General features: G+C 51.2%; 22 protein-coding genes. 14 read left to right on the top strand and 8 right to left on the bottom strand.

Features of this window, described 5'->3' with window-relative positions:
• Positions 1-284 precede the first annotated feature (284 nt).
• A complete protein-coding gene (locus ACW17M_RS04550) occupies positions 285-869 on the bottom strand; it encodes an NUDIX domain-containing protein (RefSeq protein WP_027959186.1) in 585 nt (194 codons plus the stop codon).
• A gap of 87 nt (positions 870-956) precedes the next feature.
• On the opposite strand from ACW17M_RS04550, the gene ACW17M_RS04545 reads away from it, so the two are divergent.
• Positions 957-1712, top strand: coding sequence for a DeoR/GlpR family DNA-binding transcription regulator (locus ACW17M_RS04545; protein WP_027959185.1), 756 nt, complete (start codon positions 957-959; stop codon positions 1710-1712).
• 228 nt (positions 1713-1940) lie between these two features.
• Here ACW17M_RS04545 and ACW17M_RS04540 read toward each other — a convergent pair whose 3' ends face one another.
• The gene (locus tag ACW17M_RS04540) at positions 1941-2402 is read right to left on the bottom strand and encodes a hypothetical protein (RefSeq protein ID WP_051430445.1); all 462 of its coding nucleotides are present in this window, start codon (positions 2400-2402) and stop codon (positions 1941-1943) included.
• A gap of 95 nt (positions 2403-2497) precedes the next feature.
• Here ACW17M_RS04540 and ACW17M_RS04535 point away from each other — a divergent pair, with 95 nt between their 5' ends.
• The 10 genes from ACW17M_RS04535 to ACW17M_RS04490 all read left to right on the top strand — a co-directional run bounded on the left by ACW17M_RS04535 (position 2498) and on the right by ACW17M_RS04490 (position 12203).
• Positions 2498-3466: a LysR family transcriptional regulator gene (locus ACW17M_RS04535; protein ID WP_051430446.1), complete on the top strand. Its 969-nt coding sequence runs from the start codon at positions 2498-2500 to the stop codon at positions 3464-3466.
• A 1433-nt stretch (positions 3467-4899) separates the two neighbouring features.
• On the top strand, positions 4900-5733 hold the full coding sequence (locus ACW17M_RS04530) for a transporter substrate-binding domain-containing protein (RefSeq protein ID WP_035537439.1): 834 nt from the start codon (positions 4900-4902) through the stop codon (positions 5731-5733).
• Positions 5734-5756: 23 nt separating this feature from the next.
• Positions 5757-6419, top strand: a complete 663-nt coding sequence (locus ACW17M_RS04525; RefSeq protein ID WP_027959182.1) for an amino acid ABC transporter permease — start codon at positions 5757-5759, stop codon at positions 6417-6419.
• 8 nt (positions 6420-6427) lie between these two features.
• Positions 6428-7090, top strand: coding sequence for an amino acid ABC transporter permease (locus tag ACW17M_RS04520; protein ID WP_027959181.1), 663 nt, complete (start codon positions 6428-6430; stop codon positions 7088-7090).
• An 8-nt stretch (positions 7091-7098) separates the two neighbouring features.
• Positions 7099-7866, top strand: a complete 768-nt coding sequence (locus tag ACW17M_RS04515) for an amino acid ABC transporter ATP-binding protein (protein WP_269318346.1) — start codon at positions 7099-7101, stop codon at positions 7864-7866.
• Positions 7867-7879: 13 nt separating this feature from the next.
• On the top strand, positions 7880-8269 hold the full coding sequence (locus ACW17M_RS04510) for a RidA family protein (protein ID WP_101148361.1): 390 nt from the start codon (positions 7880-7882) through the stop codon (positions 8267-8269).
• Between the two features lie 51 nt (positions 8270-8320).
• Positions 8321-9148, top strand: coding sequence for an IclR family transcriptional regulator (locus ACW17M_RS04505; RefSeq protein WP_081742530.1), 828 nt, complete (start codon positions 8321-8323; stop codon positions 9146-9148).
• An 83-nt stretch (positions 9149-9231) separates the two neighbouring features.
• On the top strand, positions 9232-10293 hold the full coding sequence (locus tag ACW17M_RS04500; protein ID WP_027959178.1) for a D-TA family PLP-dependent enzyme: 1062 nt from the start codon (positions 9232-9234) through the stop codon (positions 10291-10293).
• Between the two features lie 70 nt (positions 10294-10363).
• On the top strand, positions 10364-10654 hold the full coding sequence (locus ACW17M_RS04495) for a phosphatase PAP2 family protein (RefSeq protein ID WP_027965450.1): 291 nt from the start codon (positions 10364-10366) through the stop codon (positions 10652-10654).
• A 1003-nt stretch (positions 10655-11657) separates the two neighbouring features.
• Complete coding sequence (locus tag ACW17M_RS04490) at positions 11658-12203, top strand: invasion associated locus B family protein (protein WP_035537441.1); 546 nt, start codon at positions 11658-11660, stop codon at positions 12201-12203.
• A 476-nt stretch (positions 12204-12679) separates the two neighbouring features.
• Here the strand turns inward: ACW17M_RS04490 and ACW17M_RS04485 are convergent, their stop codons facing one another.
• The 3 genes from ACW17M_RS04485 to ACW17M_RS04475 are packed head-to-tail and all read right to left on the bottom strand — an operon-like array spanning position 12680 to position 14661.
• Complete coding sequence (locus tag ACW17M_RS04485) at positions 12680-13495, bottom strand: RodZ family helix-turn-helix domain-containing protein (protein WP_027959175.1); 816 nt, start codon at positions 13493-13495, stop codon at positions 12680-12682.
• A 16-nt stretch (positions 13496-13511) separates the two neighbouring features.
• Entirely contained in the window at positions 13512-14246 is a 735-nt protein-coding gene (locus ACW17M_RS04480) for a HupE/UreJ family protein (RefSeq protein WP_196517942.1), read from the bottom strand.
• A gap of 52 nt (positions 14247-14298) precedes the next feature.
• Positions 14299-14661 carry a hypothetical protein gene (locus ACW17M_RS04475; RefSeq protein WP_155705805.1) on the bottom strand — a complete coding sequence of 121 codons (363 nt, stop codon included), beginning with the start codon at positions 14659-14661 and terminating at the stop codon, positions 14299-14301.
• A gap of 133 nt (positions 14662-14794) precedes the next feature.
• Between ACW17M_RS04475 and ACW17M_RS04470 the strand changes: the two genes are divergently transcribed.
• Genes ACW17M_RS04470 through ACW17M_RS04460 form a run of 3 tightly spaced genes read left to right on the top strand, consistent with a single transcriptional unit; the run spans position 14795 to position 17153 of the window.
• Positions 14795-15070, top strand: a complete 276-nt coding sequence (locus tag ACW17M_RS04470; RefSeq protein WP_027959172.1) for a metal-sensing transcriptional repressor — start codon at positions 14795-14797, stop codon at positions 15068-15070.
• Between the two features lie 34 nt (positions 15071-15104).
• On the top strand, positions 15105-16490 hold the full coding sequence (locus ACW17M_RS04465; RefSeq protein ID WP_027959171.1) for an MFS transporter: 1386 nt from the start codon (positions 15105-15107) through the stop codon (positions 16488-16490).
• A gap of 42 nt (positions 16491-16532) precedes the next feature.
• Entirely contained in the window at positions 16533-17153 is a 621-nt protein-coding gene (locus ACW17M_RS04460; RefSeq protein WP_027959170.1) for a tyrosine-type recombinase/integrase, read from the top strand.
• A 178-nt stretch (positions 17154-17331) separates the two neighbouring features.
• On the opposite strand, the gene ACW17M_RS04455 is transcribed toward ACW17M_RS04460, so the two are convergent.
• The 3 genes from ACW17M_RS04455 to ACW17M_RS04445 form a co-directional block, all read right to left on the bottom strand.
• Complete coding sequence (locus ACW17M_RS04455) at positions 17332-17655, bottom strand: hypothetical protein (RefSeq protein WP_457546986.1); 324 nt, start codon at positions 17653-17655, stop codon at positions 17332-17334.
• A 90-nt stretch (positions 17656-17745) separates the two neighbouring features.
• Positions 17746-18465, bottom strand: coding sequence for a hypothetical protein (locus ACW17M_RS04450; protein WP_342584715.1), 720 nt, complete (start codon positions 18463-18465; stop codon positions 17746-17748).
• 98 nt (positions 18466-18563) lie between these two features.
• Positions 18564-19145, bottom strand: coding sequence for a hypothetical protein (locus ACW17M_RS04445; protein WP_342584714.1), 582 nt, complete (start codon positions 19143-19145; stop codon positions 18564-18566).
• Positions 19146-19185 lie beyond the last annotated feature (40 nt).

Genomic DNA, 19185 nt, shown 5'->3' with positions numbered 1-19185 from the left:
AGGTATCTAGGGATAGAGGTAGATGACGCGTTGGAAATGGCAGAACAGACAGAAGTTTGATGAGGATAAACGACGGCCTATTTCGGGCCGTCGTTGTCCGGCCAGGATCGGACGTTTAGGATGTGTTGGTATAACGCTGGAGATGATCCGCCCCACTGACAGGCAACGACCGCCGACAGGGGCCGTGCCGGTTGGTTTATTAGACGTAGCTCGACTTCTGCGATAGATAGTAGACGGATGCTTTTCTTGAAAACCAATCCGGGACGTCACCGTTAGCCAGGCCATTAGTTACCTAGTCGCAGGGCCACATGCTGTAGCAACATAATGGTTTTCCCATCGACAATTATCCCTTCCTGAATCAACTGCAAAGCCTTTGCTAAAGGCAACTCCAGTACTTCTATGTCCTCCCCCTCTTCTTTCAGACCACCTCCTTTGCCTATTCTTAATTCCGCATCGTAATTTGCAATGAAGAAGTAGAGCTTTTCAGTGACCGATCCAGGGCTCATAAAAGCTTCAAAAACCTTTTCAACATGCTGAATACGATAGCCAGTTTCCTCCTCCACCTCGGCACGTATACGTTCCTCGGGCGAAGCATCATCAAGCAAACCTGCAGCGGCCTCAATCAACATGCCATCATGGCCATTGACGAATGCGGGGAAACGGAACTGACGCGTCAGCACGACAGTGTGTCGTTCGCGGTTGAATAGCAAAATGGTAGCACCATTGCCGCGATCATAGGTTTCACGGCTCTGCCGCTGCCATACGTTGTCATGGCGAAGATAGTCGAAGGTCGTTTTCTTCAACACGTACCAATCATCGGACAACACTTTAGTTTCGATGATTCTGACCCGGTTCTCGGTCGCATTCATTTCCTTTCTCTTTGGCATTATGATGAAATTCAGCTTAGTATGCATTATCGTGCATTATCAAGCTATTTCGTGTATAACGAGGTACGTATGCTGACACGTCAGAGGAAAAGCGAAATCTTGGCCCAGCTCCAACGCGATGGCCAAGTCATTTCCAAGGCATTGAGCGAAACATTTGGCGTCTCGGAGGATACGATTAGACGTGATCTGCGGGAGCTCTCTAGCGAAGGGCTTTTACAGCGTGTCCATGGCGGCGCACTACCCGCCTCGCCTGCAGTAGCTGACTTCACTCACCGACAGTCGATCGAGTCGGTGACCAAACGCGCCGTCGCCGGAGTCGCAGCCAAGATGGTGACCCATGGTCAAGTAGTGATACTAGACGGCGGTACTACAGCAGTAGAAATGGCACGACAACTACCTAAAGAGCTAGTAGCTACAGTCGTTACCCATAGCCCCAGCATTGCTGTTGAGCTGGTTGGTCACCCTAAAATTGAGGTCATTCTTATTGGCGGGAAGCTTTTCAAGCACTCTATCGTTACCGTGGGCACGGCGGCGATAGAAGCGCTCTCCCACATTCGTGCTGATGTATACTTTATGGGCGTGACCGGCGTGCACGCTTCTGCCGGTTTGAGCACAGGAGATCTTGAAGAGGCTTATATGAAGCGCGCGCTCGCGGCTCATGCTGCCGAGACGGTGGTACTCGCATCATCGGATAAACTTAACGCCGCATCACAGTACATGATCGGTGACCTCTCCCTCGCTAGTACAATTATTGTTGAGAAAAGTACCGATGTTTCATTGACGAATCCACTTGCCGCAGCTGGTGTTACGATTATTAGCGCTTAATCAATGACAAGTGTAATGAAAAGTGAACCAGTAAGGCTGTATAGATGACTGCTTTGGGTCGACCTGTGCTATGTAGTGTGCTCAGCACCAGGCATGGTCTGAGCCATTCTTTCCTCTCCACCCCTGGAGAGCCACACCATGAACGCCTCACGGTTTTAGTCGTCTGGGTATAAGAGCCTGAAGCTATGGCAGGCCACAGCTTCAGGCCCCAGATAGAAGTTCTCCCGGTCACGGATACTGGCCGTCGGCGTCGTTGGTCGGATGCTTAGGTGTTCCAGAAGCTGTCAGCGGTTTGAAACGGTCAAACTGAACCCAAAGGGTCATTCCGCCGGTTGCCACCAAGATGGCAGCGAGCGGCAGTCCGGCGGGATTCAACATCATATGAAACGCCACAATCACCGCCATCACAGGCGCAAGCAATGCCAACCCTAGTGCAGGCGCTCGATTGCTCAGCAACAACGAAGCGCCGATCAGTTCGATAATTTTCATCAAAGGCCAGAAAAATCCAACCTCTTTGAGAGCGGCTTCAAAAGCCAGACCATCTACTGATGTTGGTGGGTGGATGAGATGCGATCCCGTAAATATGTACCAAAACCCATCAATTGCGCCGATCAGGAAGATGCCTCCAAGCATCAGTCTTGGGCCAGTATCAACAAATAGAGTCTTTGCGTTTGGTAGCGAGAGTGCCATCGTGAATTCCTTTCAGCTGCATATTGATCTTTGACCGATACGGGGCCATTATGCTGGGAATTCCGTGTCATAAAAGCAAATAGTATTCATTTAGCATGAATGAAATTCAGATTAGAAACCTGGACCTGAACCTGCTTTTGGTCTTCCGTGTGTTGATGGATGAGGGCAGTGTCAATCGGGCCGCAGAACAACTCGGCCGTACGCCTTCGGCAGTCAGCCATGCTTTAGGTCGGTTGCGCGACCAGCTTGGTGATCCGCTTTTGGTTCGTGTTGGTGGAATTATGCAGCCCAGTCCAAGGGCTCTCGCACTTTACCAAGAGATACAGCCGATCCTCGCCCGGATTGAACGCGCAGTGCAGCCGCCAGCGGAATTTGATCCCTCGAAAAGCACACGTATTTTCAAAATAGCCGGCCCCGGTTTGGACATTGTGGCCACAGAAGTTGTCCGAAGGATGCACAGAGAAGCACCAGACTCCGGCCTTGCATGGCAGCCCCTGTCAAAGGAGACCATGGGTCAGATCGTCAGTGGCGAAATAGACATTGCCTTTGGGAACGCAAACTTCCCTCTCCCGGCAGGATTGAAGGCTAAGGCTCTCCCCCCATTAAAACGCTATGTCTTCGCTCGTCATGGACACCCAGTTTCAAATGACTGGACAACGGAAAGTTGGATGAGCTGGCCTCATGTCGTTGTGCGCACTCCAGGTGCAACACATGGAACCGTAGAAGAGCGGCTCGACAGCTTAGGTCTGAAACGCCGGATTGGGTTACACGCTGCCAGTTGGTCAGGCATTGGTGCGGTCTTGAACAATACCGACATGCTGGGTAATTTTGTCGCGCTTTGTCTACTGGGAGGCGCGCAGGGTGAAGATATTCAGGTATTTGAGCCTCCCGAACCCTTGCCTGACGTGTCTTTTCGGGTGATGTGGAAATCAGAACTTGATGGTGACCCCGCCACCCGGTGGCTACGCAATATTGTTTTGGCGACGTTCGATGCGCTAATCGATGAGGCTGACCGACGCCTCGCAGCATCTGACATCATCAAGCCGCGCCAAAGCACCTGTTAGGGTTCTGTTGCAAAATTTACGGGCGACGAGTAGTGGGGTTGGTGACCTCGTCAATTTATGAGTTCGGGTTTATAGCCCATGGCGCGTGCATATTTCCACGAGCCATTGTGATGCAGCAAAAGACACATAGACCTGTCCAGTTCAAAATTACCGAGCAAATTCGCATCGCTATTATCGACTGGATACAGCTTACTCAGCTCCAGAGCGAAGATTTCTTGTTTCCCAGCCGGATCAATAGCACAAAGCATCTTTCAACGCGCCAATATGCCCGTATTGTGAACATAGGTCACTGAAAATAGGTCTAGATGCGTCAATGTATGGCACGCACACGGTGCGTCGTACAAAAGCTTCGCTGAGATACCGTCGCGCGGAAAAAATTGAGGGCAGTGCAACTGTTCCTGGATTCGCGCATTAGAGTTATAAACTGATAATCATCCATAATAATTTTCCTCATTCACTACAATAGTCTATGGAGGTCAGGCCACCATTGCCAAGCACTTTCCAAAACTTTGGCTCCGCCTGTTTTCTTTGATGCAACTCGATCATGAAAGTCTTCCATACTTTTTTCGAACCCCATATCTTTCAAAATCTTTCATTCAATCGAGTCATTTTTTCTAACATGGCAATAAAATCAAACCAATCGCCGTTCTTAAAAATATAATCCTCCTTCTCCCCAACTTCAGAAGCACCTAGGATAAGCATATAATTCACTTGACCCTAGCTGTAACAATTACCTATAAACTTCAAATAAATAAATCACTTATCGCTTATCGCTTATCGCTTATCTTTTAAAATAAATTGTTACCAATACAGCTACAACACTACTACCTGCAATGATGTAAAAACAATAATAAAAAAATTAAACCATTCCCCATCTCAACCTCGCAGAATGATATTAATCATTACTAGGATTGACGATCATTAATTGGACCACCACCCGCGCTAGCAACTCTACCAATATAAGTTAACACTCTTTAATCGGCCAAGAGCGGGCGTTTAGTGATCCAAAGTTTAAAAAAACCTTCGTATTCTCTACAGAATTCTGAAAACTGGCAGTCATACTAAGGTTAATTCTCTGCGACGCATATACGCTAAACATTGTCGAACAGACACTAGAAGTAGACTAGCTAACCCGGCGCAGCAGGAGCTCAATAGTCTTAGCCAAGTGCGCCCCGACGTCCATGCCGAACGCTGAGACAGCAATGTCAGGGCGGCGCTTTTCAGCTGCGAGAGAGGCTTAGATAGTTGCTTAAAACCATATGCTTTCGGACTTGACAGTCGGAGCAATTCAGTACGCGCACATCAAAAAAAACAGTTGACAAGCTCAGACAACCAATACTAACTTGAATCTGTAATTATAATCTGCCTTCCAATATACCGGAATATATCAAAATCTAATATAACGAAATATTCCAACAAGGAGACTCATAATCATGTTCAAACCCCTAACCCAACTCGGTACCGCTGCGTTCGCCTGTTGCGTATTTGCCAGCGCAGCTCAGGCCGATAAACTTCAGGATGTTCTCGACCGCGGATATCTAATTGCGGGAACCGGAAGCACCAATTCACCCTGGCACTTCATGGATGCCAATAATGATCTCGTGGGATTCGACGTCGACATGCTTCGGCTGATCGCCAAAGGCTTGTTCGATGATTCCGAGGCGATCGAATTCGTCAACCAATCTGGCGATGCGCGAATCCCAAACCTCGCGACCGACAAGGTTGATGTGGCCTGCCAATTCATGACAGTGACAGCCGGCCGCGCACAGCAAGTTGAGTTCACGATCCCCTATTATCGTGAAGGCGTGGGCCTGATGCTGATGGCAGACGGCGAATACGCCGATTACGACGCGCTTAAGGCGGGTGGTAGTGACATCACAGTATCGGTACTGCAGAACGTTTATGCTGAGGAAATGGTGCATGCCGCCCTGCCCGAGGCTACGGTCGACCAGTACGATAGCGTCGATCTGATGTACCAAGCGCTGAATTCGGGCCGCGCTGATGCAGCAGCAACTGACCAGTCGTCATTGAGATGGTACATGACACAGAATCCGGATCGCTTTTCCGACGCTGGATACGGCTGGAATCCCCAAAGCTATAGCTGCGCTGTCAAGCCCGGCGAGCAACGCTGGCTGAACTTCGTGAATTCGGTTCTGCACGAAGCTATGACAGGTGTTGAATTCAACACCTACGCGGCTTCCTTTGAAGAGTGGTTCGGCGTGCAGCTCGACCCGCCCCAGATCGGTTTTCCGATCGAGTATAAATAACACAAGACATCCTGGGGCGATTTATGGACTACGATTTCAATTTTGCAGCGGTGTGGCGAGACTTTGACATCTTGCTCTCCGGCTTGGGGCTGGGGTTGGTATTAGCCGTGATATCCATCGCGATCGGTTGTCTGATCGGGCTGTGTTTAGCCTTTGCGATGCTATCGAAAAAAAGGCTCATCCGGTGGGCTGCAACAGTCTATGTCTCGGTATTTCGAAACACGCCGATCCTAGTGTTAATCCTCTTTACCTTCTTCGCCCTGCCTGAGTTCGGTATTAACCTTGGCAAAATTGAAAGCTTCATCGTCACGCTTTCGGTCTACTCAGGTGCTTACTTAACCGAGGTCTTTCGTTCTGGCCTCGTCTCGTTGCCCCCAGGGCTTCGAGAGGCCGGGCTGACAGTCGGATTGACCGAGTTCCGAACCAAGATTTTAATCACAATTCCGGTCATGTTCCGTCGCGTTCTGCCTGCGCTCGGCAATAACTTCATTTCTCTGTTCAAGGATACCTCGCTCGCTGCGGTCATTGCCGTTCCTGAGCTTACTTTCTACGCCCGCAAGATCAACGTGGAGACTTTCCGTGTCATCGAGACTTGGCTGGTCGCAAGCCTTATGTATGTTATCGCCTGCTCAATCATTGCCGCAATTCTGCGGCGTACCGAAAACCGTCTGGCGATCCCGAAATAGGTGTCCGAATGGATATAATGCAAGCCCTTGATGCCATCTGGTCGGCGCGTTGGCCGCTTCTAGATGGCTTTGGCAATACAATCCTAATTTCAGCTGTGTCGATCCTGCTGGGCACGCCCCTCGGCGTCGGCGTCGGACTGATTCTCTCATATGGAAACAGAGTCTTACGGTTCGTCGTACGCCTATATTCCGATTTCCTGCGTGGCACGCCGGTCTTCGTACTGATTCTTGCCTGTTTCTATATTCTATCGATCGTAGGAATTCAGCTTTCAGCCTTTCAAGCAGGTGTCTTCGCGCTCACACTATTCTGCTCATCGCATGTCGGAGAAATCGTGCAAGGCGCCCTGAAGACCATCCCCAAGGGTCAGACTGAGGCAGCGAAATCTGTGGGACTGACATTTTTTGGAACGTTCTTCTCAGTGCTCCTTCCACAGGCACTTCGAATGATCCTGCCTACCTGGGTGACCACTGCCACTGAAATTGTGAAAGCTTCGACGCTGCTCTCGGTCATCGGCGTGGTCGAGTTATTGCTGGCGACGCAGCAGGTGATCTCCCGCACATATCTTAGTCTCGAACTCTATTTCTTTGCCGGACTTGTCTTCTTCCTTATCAACTTTGCGATTGAAAAAGCCGGACGCTTCGTCGAGCGCAAAGTCTCGCTGCCCAACTGAGGTTCACATTGACTATTCCCGTTCTAGAAATCACAAATCTGCATAAAAAGTTCGGCGAGGTCGAAGTGCTCAAGGGCATCGACCTAACCATGCAAAGTGGTAATGTCGTGAGTCTGATCGGCTCGAGCGGATCAGGAAAGACAACCCTGCTCCGCTGCGTTAACCTGCTGGAAGACTACGAGGATGGCGTCGTCGCTGTTGAGGGGGAACAGATCGGTTACAAGCAGCACAAAGGTAGGCGCATCCGGCTTAAAGAAAGGGAAATCGCCCGCCAGCGCGCCATGACCGGTATGGCTTTCCAGCATTTCAACCTTTTCCCGCACATGAGCGCGATACATAATGTCATGCTGGGTCTGATCAAAACTCGCAAGACCCCGAAGGACGAGGCCTACGCTGCCGCCGAGGGTTGGCTGGACCGTGTGGGCATGAAGAATTGGAAGGATCATTACCCGGGCCAACTTTCCGGTGGCCAACAGCAGCGCGTCGCCATCGCCCGCGCGATCGCCATGAACCCTGTGCTCATGCTCTTTGACGAGGTGACCTCCGCGCTTGACCCGGAATTAGTCAGCGAGGTACTGGCAGTCGTCAAGGATCTCGCCTCCGATGGCATGACGATGCTCTTGGTTACTCACGAGATGCAGTTCGCTCACGACGTGTCGGACACAGTCGTCTTCATGCAGGATGGACGCATTGGCGAGCAAGGTCCGCCCGAACAACTCTTCCACAATCCGAAGTCAGAGCGTCTAGCGGCATTCCTCAAAAGTTCAAAGTTTTGAATAAGGGTAAAACATGAGTATTAAAAGATACGGTGTAAACGAATCCAAGGGCTCCGGGCGTCAGGCGCTGCCGTTTGCTAAAGCGACAGAGGCCGACGGCTGGCTCTATGTTTCTGGCCAGACGCCGATGGTAGAGGGTGAGGTGATTGACGGTGGAATTGTTCCACAGGCCCATCAGGCGATCAGCAACATGATTTCGATAGTGGAAGCAGCTGGCTATAGCGTTGCTGACATCATGCGAGTAGGTGTCTGGCTCGACGACCCACGCGATTTCTGGAGCTTTAACAAGATCTTTGCCCAGTACTTCGGCGACCACCCCCCGGCCCGAGCCTGTGTTCAATCCGCAATGGTCGTCGACTGCAAGGTCGAAGTTGACTGCATTGCCTTTCGCAAGACGACCTGACCAAAATGCCCTGCAGAGGGCACACCCAACGAAGAAATGGCCGGTACCTGAATGAGCAATGTGAAATCTGCCTCTCCCACCAGAACGAAGGAACGCGGGCTGGAGCGCGCCTTCTTGATCCTCGACTACCTTTGCATAACCAGCGAGCCACAGCGACCCATCGATATTGCAACCGGCATGGGGGCACCAAAGTCCTCAATATACGAACTGGTCGGCCTGCTGACGGCAGCAGGTTTACTGGAACGAACTGACTCTGAAGGACGGGTTTTCCTCGGACGCAAGCTGCACTACTGGGGGCTAAACTATTTGAAGCACTTCGACATAATGGGTCTTGCCCGACCAGTACTGGAATGGATCACAGATCAGACGCGGGAGACATCACAGTTATGTATGCTCGAGCGAGATAAGTACTTCGTAGCGATGATGAACGAGGGTAACCGACCGTTCAGGATCAGTGCTGATGTCGGTGAACGGACGCCCATCCCCTGGACTGCGTCGGGCCGTTTGCTTCTCGGCAACCTTTCGGCGGAGGAGATCTTGGCGCTGATTCCACCTGAGGACTTTATAAGTCCCCACGGGGGCCATATTGATCCTCAAGAGTTTGTCGAAAGCGTGCAGACGGCCTGGAACGAGCAATTTTTCTCTTTTGACAGCATCGCTGACAATTTCACCCATTGTTTTGCGGCACCAGTGCTAGATGCCGAAGGAATTTGCCAGAGCACCGTCTGCATCATCGCCCCCAAGCAAGACGCGATGGAAAACTATGCTCTTTATCGCGCAACTCTCATTCAGGCTGGAAAGAGCTTGTCGCATCTGCCCAATTTTCAGACTCCTAAATTTAAGGCCCAGTTGCGAGATAACCTGACAGCCAAAACTTAAGGAAGTCTTTAGAGGATGAGTAGAATTGTGAATGATCACAAACTTGCTCTTCAGCAATGCCATTACTCTCATGAGATTAGCTGATGCATATCAACGATATCGACACTCCCTCTGTCCTAATCGATCTTGACCGGGTCGAAGCGAACTTGAAACGCGCACAGGATTATGCCGATACGCATGACCTACCTCTTCGGCCTCATGTGAAAACCCACAAGCTTCCGGAAATGGCTCAGAAACAGGTAGCTCTAGGAGCGATCGGCATTACTTGCCAAAAGATTGGAGAGGCCACAGCAATGGCCGATGGTGGGCTGACCGATATTTTCTTGCCCTACAACATCATCGGCACGTCCAAGCTCGACAGACTGGTCGACTTACATGCCCGCGTGACTTTATCAGTTACCGCCGATAGCACCGATACAGTCGCGGGTTACGCCGCCCGGTTCGACGCAGCCGAACCGCTGAATGTCCTAGTTGAATGCGATACCGGCGCGGGGCGCTGTGGAGTGCAGACTCCGGAAGAGGCGGTCGAGCTCGCCCGGCAAATTAACGATGCACCAGGACTGACCTTCGGCGGGCTGATGACGTATCCACCCAAGGGCAACATCGCCAAAGCAGATACGTGGCTGCATAAAGCCAAGGCCGCGCTGGAGTCGGCGGGCTTGCCGCCCAAGGTGATCTCTTCCGGAGGCACTCCCGATATGTATCGCGCCGCCGAAGGAACGGCCACGACCGAGTACCGACCCGGCACCTACATCTATTCCGACCGGATGCAAGTCGCTTTCGGCGTCGGGACACTAGACGATTGTGCGTTAACGGTGAAGGCCACGGTGGTCAGCCGCCCCAACGTAAATCGCGCAGTAATCGATTCCGGCTCAAAGGCACTGGCTGCCGATGCGGTGCCAGCACCGTACAAAGGCTACGGACATCTGGTGGAGTATCCGCATGCTGTGATCATCGCTCTGTCCGAGGAACACGCGGTCGTTGACCTGTCCGCCTGCGAGGACAAACCATTAATTGGCGACACAGTACGTGTAATTCCGAACCATGCCTGCGTCGTCACCAACCTGTTCGACATGGTCTACCTGGTGCGTGGTGATACCGTCGAGCGGGAGGCCAAAATCACGTCACGCGGAAATCTGCGGTGACCTCATTCATTTAACGGTGGCATTTTCCCATTGGGGATGAGGATAATCTTACAATACTGCCCGGTATGAGTTGACATCGGGTAGGCGCCGGGGTCGCCCCCAGCGCCCTCCCACACCACTGGGCTACCTGTTGCTTGCCAGGCACTATCGCGCAGCCCTCTTCGCCTCAATCGCGGTGCCCGGTGGCATACTACTCAGCACCGTGATGAAGCTGGGCTTTGACAGCCCTCGCCCGGATCTCGTCCCTCATGAAGCCATGCTCTACACCGCAAGCTTTCCCAGCAGCCACTCAATGATGTCTGCCGTGACCTACCTCACCCTGGCAGCGCTGCAAAATCAGCGCTTTTCGGGCGTTCTGTAAGGCAAATAGCCGTTTAAAAGCCAGCGTAGAATATTACGCGGTTCAATTACCGGACAAAAAATAACTTTAGTCAAAGCTAACGAATAAGCTTAACCCTATAGAAACAAAGAATTAGCTTGAAGCGGAACAAGGTGCGGTCTGTCAGTCACCTTGCGACTGCATGAAGATTTCATAAGGCCAGGGTGAGGCCAGCTTTTACGTTTTAGCAGGGTATTAACTATATACAATGCGCGTCGACACTTTATGCGCTAACATCAGCTCACGGAAGCTGGTTTCATACAGCTTAACGGGTCAACTAATGGATTAATAGAGGCAAATAGCATGAGCAAAGGAAAAGACAGTAAAAAAGACACTAAAAAGAAACCCCTTTTAACAGCCAAAGAAAAGAAAGCTGCTAAATCATCAAAGAAAAGCGAAACCAACGTACTAGGTAACTAAGCGAGCCTAACTCAGCACTACCGCTCACTGCTAAGACTAAATAGCAAAATGCAGTAGTGTTAGGCGTTGCTTTTGATAGAACGAAACTTTGTTACCTTACATAATTTCAAACAGCCCCTTCACACTCTTGCCTTTCACTTTTAATTGACCACTACACAAACCACGCCAATAAAAACTGCAAAGGTAAGCGGGCATATAAATACAGCCTGGGTATATCAAAATATTGCTCAGGGTATAATGCCAGATTTATATCGGCAGGATATCTGACGGTGTTTTTCAGCTTAGAGAGACTCAGCAGCAGTTGCACCGCTACACGCGGCAACACGCCTGCCTAGCGCCCTGTGTAAGCCTTAATCGCCACTCCGGAACTCGCCTATATAGCGAATGGTTTCACAAATAAAGTCTATATTTACCTTAAATAAAAAAACGCTCAGGAAAACGAGGTGGAGAGGAAGGTAAACCGCCCAGCCATGCTCTCGTAAATCAAGGGCTCGACCTCAAGCGAACAAGCAGGCATGGTAAGTAATATTATCCACCATCAACGAACCAACAGAAGGTTACGCCAATGCCGCACTCTCTTACTCAAAACCTGTCTCAAAACCTATGCAGGATGGGGCTATTATCGCTCTTGGCGTTGTCTCCCAATGCCTTCAGCCAACAACAACCGGGGGCAGCCTCCGGTAATGATGTCACTACCGAGTCGTTCCAGGACTGGGAAGTCCGTTGCCAGAGTAGTGCCGAGGGCCCGAGCCCTTGTGCGATGTCGCAATTGATCACTCAACCTGACAGCGACCAGCCCTTGATGCAGGTAATTCTCGACTACCCGCCTCAGATCGATGACCCGGTGATGAGCTTCTTCGTGCCGCTGGGGGTACGTCTGGCCCCGGGCTTGCAATTCAGTGTGGATAACGCTGAACCAGTCCAATTCCCCTATCAGGTATGCCAGGAGCAAGGGTGCCGTGCTGACGTGCCCATTGAGTCCTCGATGTTGCAGCAACTCCGCAGTGGCAATACAGCAACCCTCAGCATGATTAGTCCACGCGGTGAACGCATGGACATAGATATTTCGCTGATCGGCTTTACCGATGCCAGTACCCGCATTGCTCCCTGATCAGAAGCACCTTCCCCGACAAAACCGGCCCACAAGGGCCGGCAAGTCTGCTCAACCGTTGCCAGCAGGCGTATGTTTACGCCTGCTGGCGTGGTGGCCATGCAAAACTGCGCTCTAGCACTTAGCATTCCGGCGCGATGGTCTGAGCCACGAATGATACGTTAGCTGGAAAGCACTGTTTGATACTTTGGGATAGAAGTGGATGACGCTTTAAAATGGAAGAAAAGACAGAAGTTTGACAGGGACATACGCAGGCCCTGACTGGAGTGTCGCTATTGTCCAGAACCCGACTTTAAGATATTTCGCATATACGCCTAAATGGTTTTGCTAACTGAGCTATTGCATCATCTCATGCGCTTGAAGATAATTTTTTATATCAAGTGGTATATCAATAAACCAATACAGCTACGAATACTTTAATGACACTGGTTCGAAGAAAACCTCTAGCACTCAAGAGAGCGCTAGAGGCTAATCCGTTAAAGGGCCTTAACTAACTCTCCATAATCTCCACCCACACGCAAGACAATAGTCACATCGCTATCATTGCGGTTACGGAAAAACCAACCGTGATTGCCATTGAAAGCGGCTTCTAGCTCACCTTCATCCTCGGGCACGCCACGGCCTTTCTCGTAACTGATGGAGTTACCATTACCATCACCGTGCGTATCAAAGTTGACCGGGCCACCTTCTGATGCCCAGGCAAATGTAGCAACCGCCCCTTCTTGCATGGTGAGTTTGTACTCCGTGCCTTCCCCTGGCGTCAGGGTAAAGCTCACCTCATCGCTCCACGGGGACGCTTCTTCCGCTTGCGCCGTCTGGGAAACGGCTTTCTCAGTAGCCAATGCCTCTGCCAGAGCCACGCTGGCATCGGTCATCACCCATTCAGAATCAGTGGGCGAAGGTGCAACTGGATCACTCGCTGAAGCTGAATTGGCTGTTTGGGGAGCCATCTCTGCATCCGAAGTGGAAGTTTGAGCATCAGCATCGCTTGCCGTCTCAGGCTGGCGATCACTGGCGGTCTCTTGAGATGCAGCGGGTTGAGACGCCTGCTGAGCACTGGCTTGATCATTGGCCTGGTCAAGCTCGGCTTCCTCGGCCAGTTGGGTCTTGATTTCACCCATCTCGGTCAGCCCCAACAAACGGCCCGCGCCGGTGGGGTCGATGGCATACTCTGCGGGCAGCACCACAGTAACCAATAAAGCAATGGCTATTACCGCAGCCAGCAACGTAGATCGAAGTAATTTACCCGTCGAAGGTAGCTCGGCACGGGTGGGAAGGTCGGTATTGTACATTTGGATCTCTCCTGAATTAGGCGATGAAATAGCCGGTGATCTGATAACCAACCAGCATAAAGCCAGCGCACATCATGGCGACGTTAGCGGTGTAGGCGTGGCGTAAGAAGCCATTGGTGCGTCGCCAGAAACCCATCACGATAAGGATGGCGCTCAGGGCCAGTAGCTGGCCGATCTCTACCCCAACGTTGAACGCCAGGAGATTGGGGACTAATCCATCAGAAGCGATATCGTACTCAATGATCTTGCTCGACAGTCCAAAGCCATGGAACAGGCCGAAGACCAACGTCGCCACCTTGGTATTGGGCTGAAAACCGAACCAGCGCTGATAAGCACCGATGTTATCGAGTGCCTTGTAGACAACGGAGAGACCGATGATGGCATCGATGAGGTAGCTATTGATGCCGATATTAAAGTACACCCCTAGCAGCATGGTCGTAGAGTGACCGATGGCGAAGAGGCTGACGTAGATGGCGATATGCTGCATTCGGTAGAGGAAAAAGATCACCCCTAGCAAAAACAGGATGTGGTCATACCCCGTCACCATGTGCTTAGCACCGAGATAGACGAAAGAGATCAGGTGAACGCCATAGATCTCTTGGATGTACCCTTTGTCGCCTTCAGCAACGGCGTGGGCAAGGACTTCACCACTGGCTCCCAGGAGCATCACCAGCAGTGTGAAAAGGGTCAATGCGTGGCATCGGGTCATAGCAGATAAGCCGAACGCACCCCCTAGTTGGGATGGAAACATAAAACCTCCACGGGTCTGTCATTAAAATTGGCCGTCCGGGGGACGGCCCCAATCATCCAGCGATGACTGGCCGTGGAGGACGCTCCAAGCGGTAGACGCGACGCAGCGGTAGGCCGCTGTGTTCGCCTAGCCGCAGGGCGTCGCGGAAGTTCGGCTCGACGGTAATGCCTGTCCCAGGCCGATCCGCTTTTTCATGAAAGTGACTGCCACTCTCATTATGCAGGTGGCGACTGTCTTCGTGCTCGTGGCCATGGGTATGCCCATGGCCCTTCTGCACATTCTCGTGGGGAGACGACTCAACGCCAACCATAGCTCCATGCGCACGCGCCTCGCCCACGCTGGTGAGTACCAGACTAGGCAGGAAAAGCAGCAGCAGGATCAGATAGCCAAGGCGGTGGCGAAGCCGATGGAGCATGTAAAGCAACCAGGATAAAAGTGAAAATCAGAAAAGTAGATGACCGTCTGTCCTGAACCATAGCGTTGGCAGAACAACGGCGATAGATTACCATCCCCCCTGGGGGGATAGGAATATAATAAGGGAAAAGAAAATGACAATGCATACTCACCAGTCACATCCCGATATCATCAAGCGCCTGAACCGCGCTCGGGGGCACCTTTCGAGCGTGACCCAGATGGTAGAGGATGGACGCCACTGCCTGGACATCGCTCAACAACTCCATGCGGTAGAAAAAGCCATTCAGCAAGCTAAACGCACCTTAGTCCTGGATCACATCGACCACTGCCTAGACGAAGCACTAGGTACTCAGAATCAAACGCAACAGGCGCGGGCTGAAGAGTTCAAGACGATTGCACGCTACCTGTAGGCGCTTTTAGGCACCCCTCATTTGAGGAAGTTCTATGCTCGATGTACTCGCCCACCGCATCTACCGCCATCTCTTTCTGGCGCAGGTCATTGCACTGATCGGCACTGGCCTGACCACGGTTGCGCTGGCGTTACTGGCTCACGATCTTGCTGAAGGTCAGGCGGGTGTCGTGCTAGGCACGGCGCTGGCGATCAAGATGGTCGCTTACGTGGGCATTGCCCCTCTGGTCGGCGCTTATGCATCACGCCTGCCTCGGCGCACCTTGTTGGTTAGCCTGGACTTGCTGCGTGCAGCCGTGGTTTGTGCACTGCCTTTTGTTACCGAAGTGTGGCAGATCTATGTGCTGATCTTTCTACTCAATGCTTGTTCAGCTGGCTTTACGCCCGTTTTCCAGGCGACGATACCTGACATTCTCGAAGACGAAGAGCAGTACACACGAGCATTATCCCTGTCACGTCTCGCCTATGATTTAGAGAACCTTCTTAGCCCGATGGTGGCGGCGGCACTGCTAATAGTGATGGGTTTTGATGTCCTGTTTGTACTCAACGCTCTGGCATTCGTAATCTCTGCCGCCCTGGTTATATCGGTAACCCTGCCTGCGCCTCTTGCCCTAGAGGAAGCTCCTAGCGTCTGGCGTCGTGTTACCCGCGGCATGCGGATTTACCTTAAAACACCCCGGCTGCGCGGGCTACTGGCGTTGAACTTGGCGGTTTCAGCCGCCGGAGCCATGCAGATCGTCAACACGGTGGTGCTTGTGCGCTCGGTGTTGGGTTTGGGCGAGAAAGAGGTAGCCCTGGCCTTTGCCGCCGCAGGTGGAGGTTCCATGCTGGTGGCCTTATTGCTGCCCAAGGCGCTGGATCGGATACCCGAGCGCCCAGTTATGCTGTTGGGTGGCGTTATGATGGCACTCAGTCTCTACCTGGGCTGGCTAGGCCCATCGTTTGCGGGGCTTGCCGGGCTATGGTTGCTGTTGGGCGCGGGGGCCTCGTTGGTTATGACCCCCTCCGGACGCCTGCTCAAACGCTCGTGTCAGCCGGAGGATCGTCCAGCGCTGTTTGCTGCCCAATTTTCCTTGTCACACAGCTGTTGGCTGGTCACTTATCCGTTGGCAGGTTGGCTGGGGGTAAACCTGGGGCTGACGGGAACGTTCGCTTTGCTGGGAACGATTGCTCTGGCAGCAACGGCGCTCACAGCCCTTATCTGGCATAAATCTGACCTGAGAACTCTTGAGCACGAGCACGCAGCCATAACCCATACCCATCTGCACTACCACGATGAACACCATCAACACGAGCATGAGGGATGGGAGGGGCCGGAACCTCATCGCCATTCCCACCATCATTATCGAGGCTCACATCGGCACGTCTTTGTTATCGATGACCACCATTCTCAGTGGCCATCACAGCACAAGCTTAGGTAAAATGTTCCATTCTTTGATCTCCACCCGATGGAGGATCTTGCCATGAACGTTTCGACTCAAAACCCCTTTACTCCTTGGAATAAAGGCAAGTTGGTTGGGCAGAAGGCACCACTGCGTCTCAGAGATATCTGGGCCATCCGTGTCCGCCTACAGCTTGCCAAAAAGACGAGAGACCTCGCCCTCTTCAATTTAGCCATCGATAGCAAATTACGGGGCTGCGACCTCGTCAATTTACGAATACGGGATATAGCCCATGGTGCCTGCATATCCCCAAGAGCCATTGTGATGCAGCAAAAGACACATCGACCTGTCCAATTCGAAATTACCGAGCAAACTCGCATCGCTATTATCGACTGGATACAAATTTCTAAGCTCCGGAGCGAGGACTTTCTGTTTCCCAGCCGAATCAATAGCGCAAAGCATCTCTCAACGCGCCAATATGCCCGTATTGTGAAAGCCTGGGTTACCGAAATAGGACTAGATGCGTCAATTTATGGCACGCACACGATGCGACGTACAAAAGCTTCGCTGATATACCGTCGCACGAAAAATTTGAGGGCAGTGCAACTTCTCCTGGGTCACACGAAGCTGGAAAGCACCGTCAGGTATCTAGGGATTGAGGTAGATGACGCGTTGGAAATGGCAGAACAGACAGAAGTTTGACAATGATAAACGACGGCCCATTTCGGGCCGTCGTTATCCGGCCAGGAGCGGCCTATTAGGAGCCACTGTTATAGCGACTTAACGCCAATGTTAAGCGGCCGCCTTGGAGTGCAACGTAAATTCGAACCGGCGGAGGCCCTTCAGGGCTATAGCGAACTTGAATGTCTGATTATGAGTTTCAATGGTTAAGGTGATAGCCAAGTGAAAACTCAGCATCATATAACTTTGACTCGAACTCAGTCGTACCGGCGACTTCTAGCGCCTGACTTAGAAATTTCAACGTTTCGTCAAGAGCAGGAATATAGTTGGTTTCCTCGAGGATATGGTTTCTTTTCTGATCCACTCTATCCCGCTCCTGTTGGAGTTCTCTGACTATCCGCTCCACTTGGGCGCTCAGACCTGAATCAGACAGATCATTTTCGTTGTCGTATAACTCGACCAACTGCCGCTGATATTGAGTGAGAATCTTCTTTATTCTGGCTTCTGTGAACTCGTTTTCCATTTCACACCTCATAACGCAGAAATAAGCGGCGCCCCCGACAGGGGTGTCCGGTGGACAGCCGCTAGGCCGGGAAAGAACTTAATTGACTTGTTAACTTTTACCCAGAGCATCCAACTCGTCTTCCGGGATAATCCTGCTATTCGGAACTCTTTTCACCGTCCATACTCGTGCAAACGCCAAGTGCCCGGATGAAAACGACAACGAGTATTTACTTCTTAATTTGGAGTGGAAGGCATTAGGAATTTCCACCTTCCCCTTCAAGTAGCGCACTGAGCCTTGGATAGCCTTACATGAACTCATGTTCTTGATGTTCCAGCGCTGCGACCCACTACCGCTTAGTAACGACATAACTTGCGCATCCGACCCCTGCGTATTCGTGGTCTTCGACCAAGAAACGTCCGTCGATAATAATGCTACGATTGCAAAATCATTCACTTGCGTAAAGAGCGATGCCGCCCTAATAAAATCTTTAACGAGGTCTCGCCGACGATTAGAAGCATTACCGGCGTCGTCACGCCGCCACCATTTTAGCTCTACTCCCCCAACCTCCCGGATATTCCCATGGCTGGTTTTCGACTTGATATATATGTCTACCGCTGAGTCTAACCAACCTTGAGGCTGAATCTCCCGTGCAATGATCCAAGATTGGCTCTGATTCGCCCCTGCGGCTGCAGCAGCCGCTACCAACCCATCCCTCAGGGTAATTTCCCCCATTCCACTCATCGATGAGGTTGCTAATCCGTGGGCCGCATACGCAAGCAGCATACTAGCAATCCTGTCTGCCAGTTCTTGCACTTCCGAATCGAGCATCGATATACCTATAAAAGTTAACGTTAAAATCAGCCGCCGAAGAATGAGGTCGGCTACATTTTCTGGTTAGGCTTGCGTATACCTCAAAAGTGTTGTTGCTAATTGCTATTATTATCTGGCTTTATTAGCTGATACTTGAATGGACACAGGTCAACATTGCTTATTTCATCTTCTGTTGCCTCCTTTACTGGCACCCATAGGTACTTTGGAATAATCTCTTCGAGCTTCCGCGCTGAACCAGTATCAAAAACAACCTTATTATTCAAAATATCAATCAAACACAAATGGGTGGGCTTCATGAATCTGTAAAGGCATTTCCTCAAGTTCTCTGCGCCATGCTCTTCAATTGTTTCCAACAGGTCATTTCCAATAAAGAAGGAAGCATCAGTTCTAATCCAATAGTAGCGTACTGCTTCCACATCAACCGTATCGGGGATCAATCTGACATCGTTGATTTCGCTTAACAACATCCCAAAGGTAGTTGCGGTGCCATCTACATCTATCTTTCGAGACTGAGACTCGATATCCTCATCGTACGTATTTGGCCAAAAGCGATACCCGGCGAAACCGTCCACATAACGACCGGCAATTCTATTCACGACCTTAAATCCAGGACTGATATTCATTTTCTTACAGTATTCAGAATCAATGTCTTCAAAAATAGTGACCAGAAAGAACATTCTCGTTTCCGAATCTAAGACTTCTACTATTCTTGAAATC

This window comes from Vreelandella sp. 2A-K22 (assembly GCF_054065485.1).
Note: the sequence above shows the minus strand (reverse complement) of the source record. Positions and strands in the feature narration are given on the sequence as shown.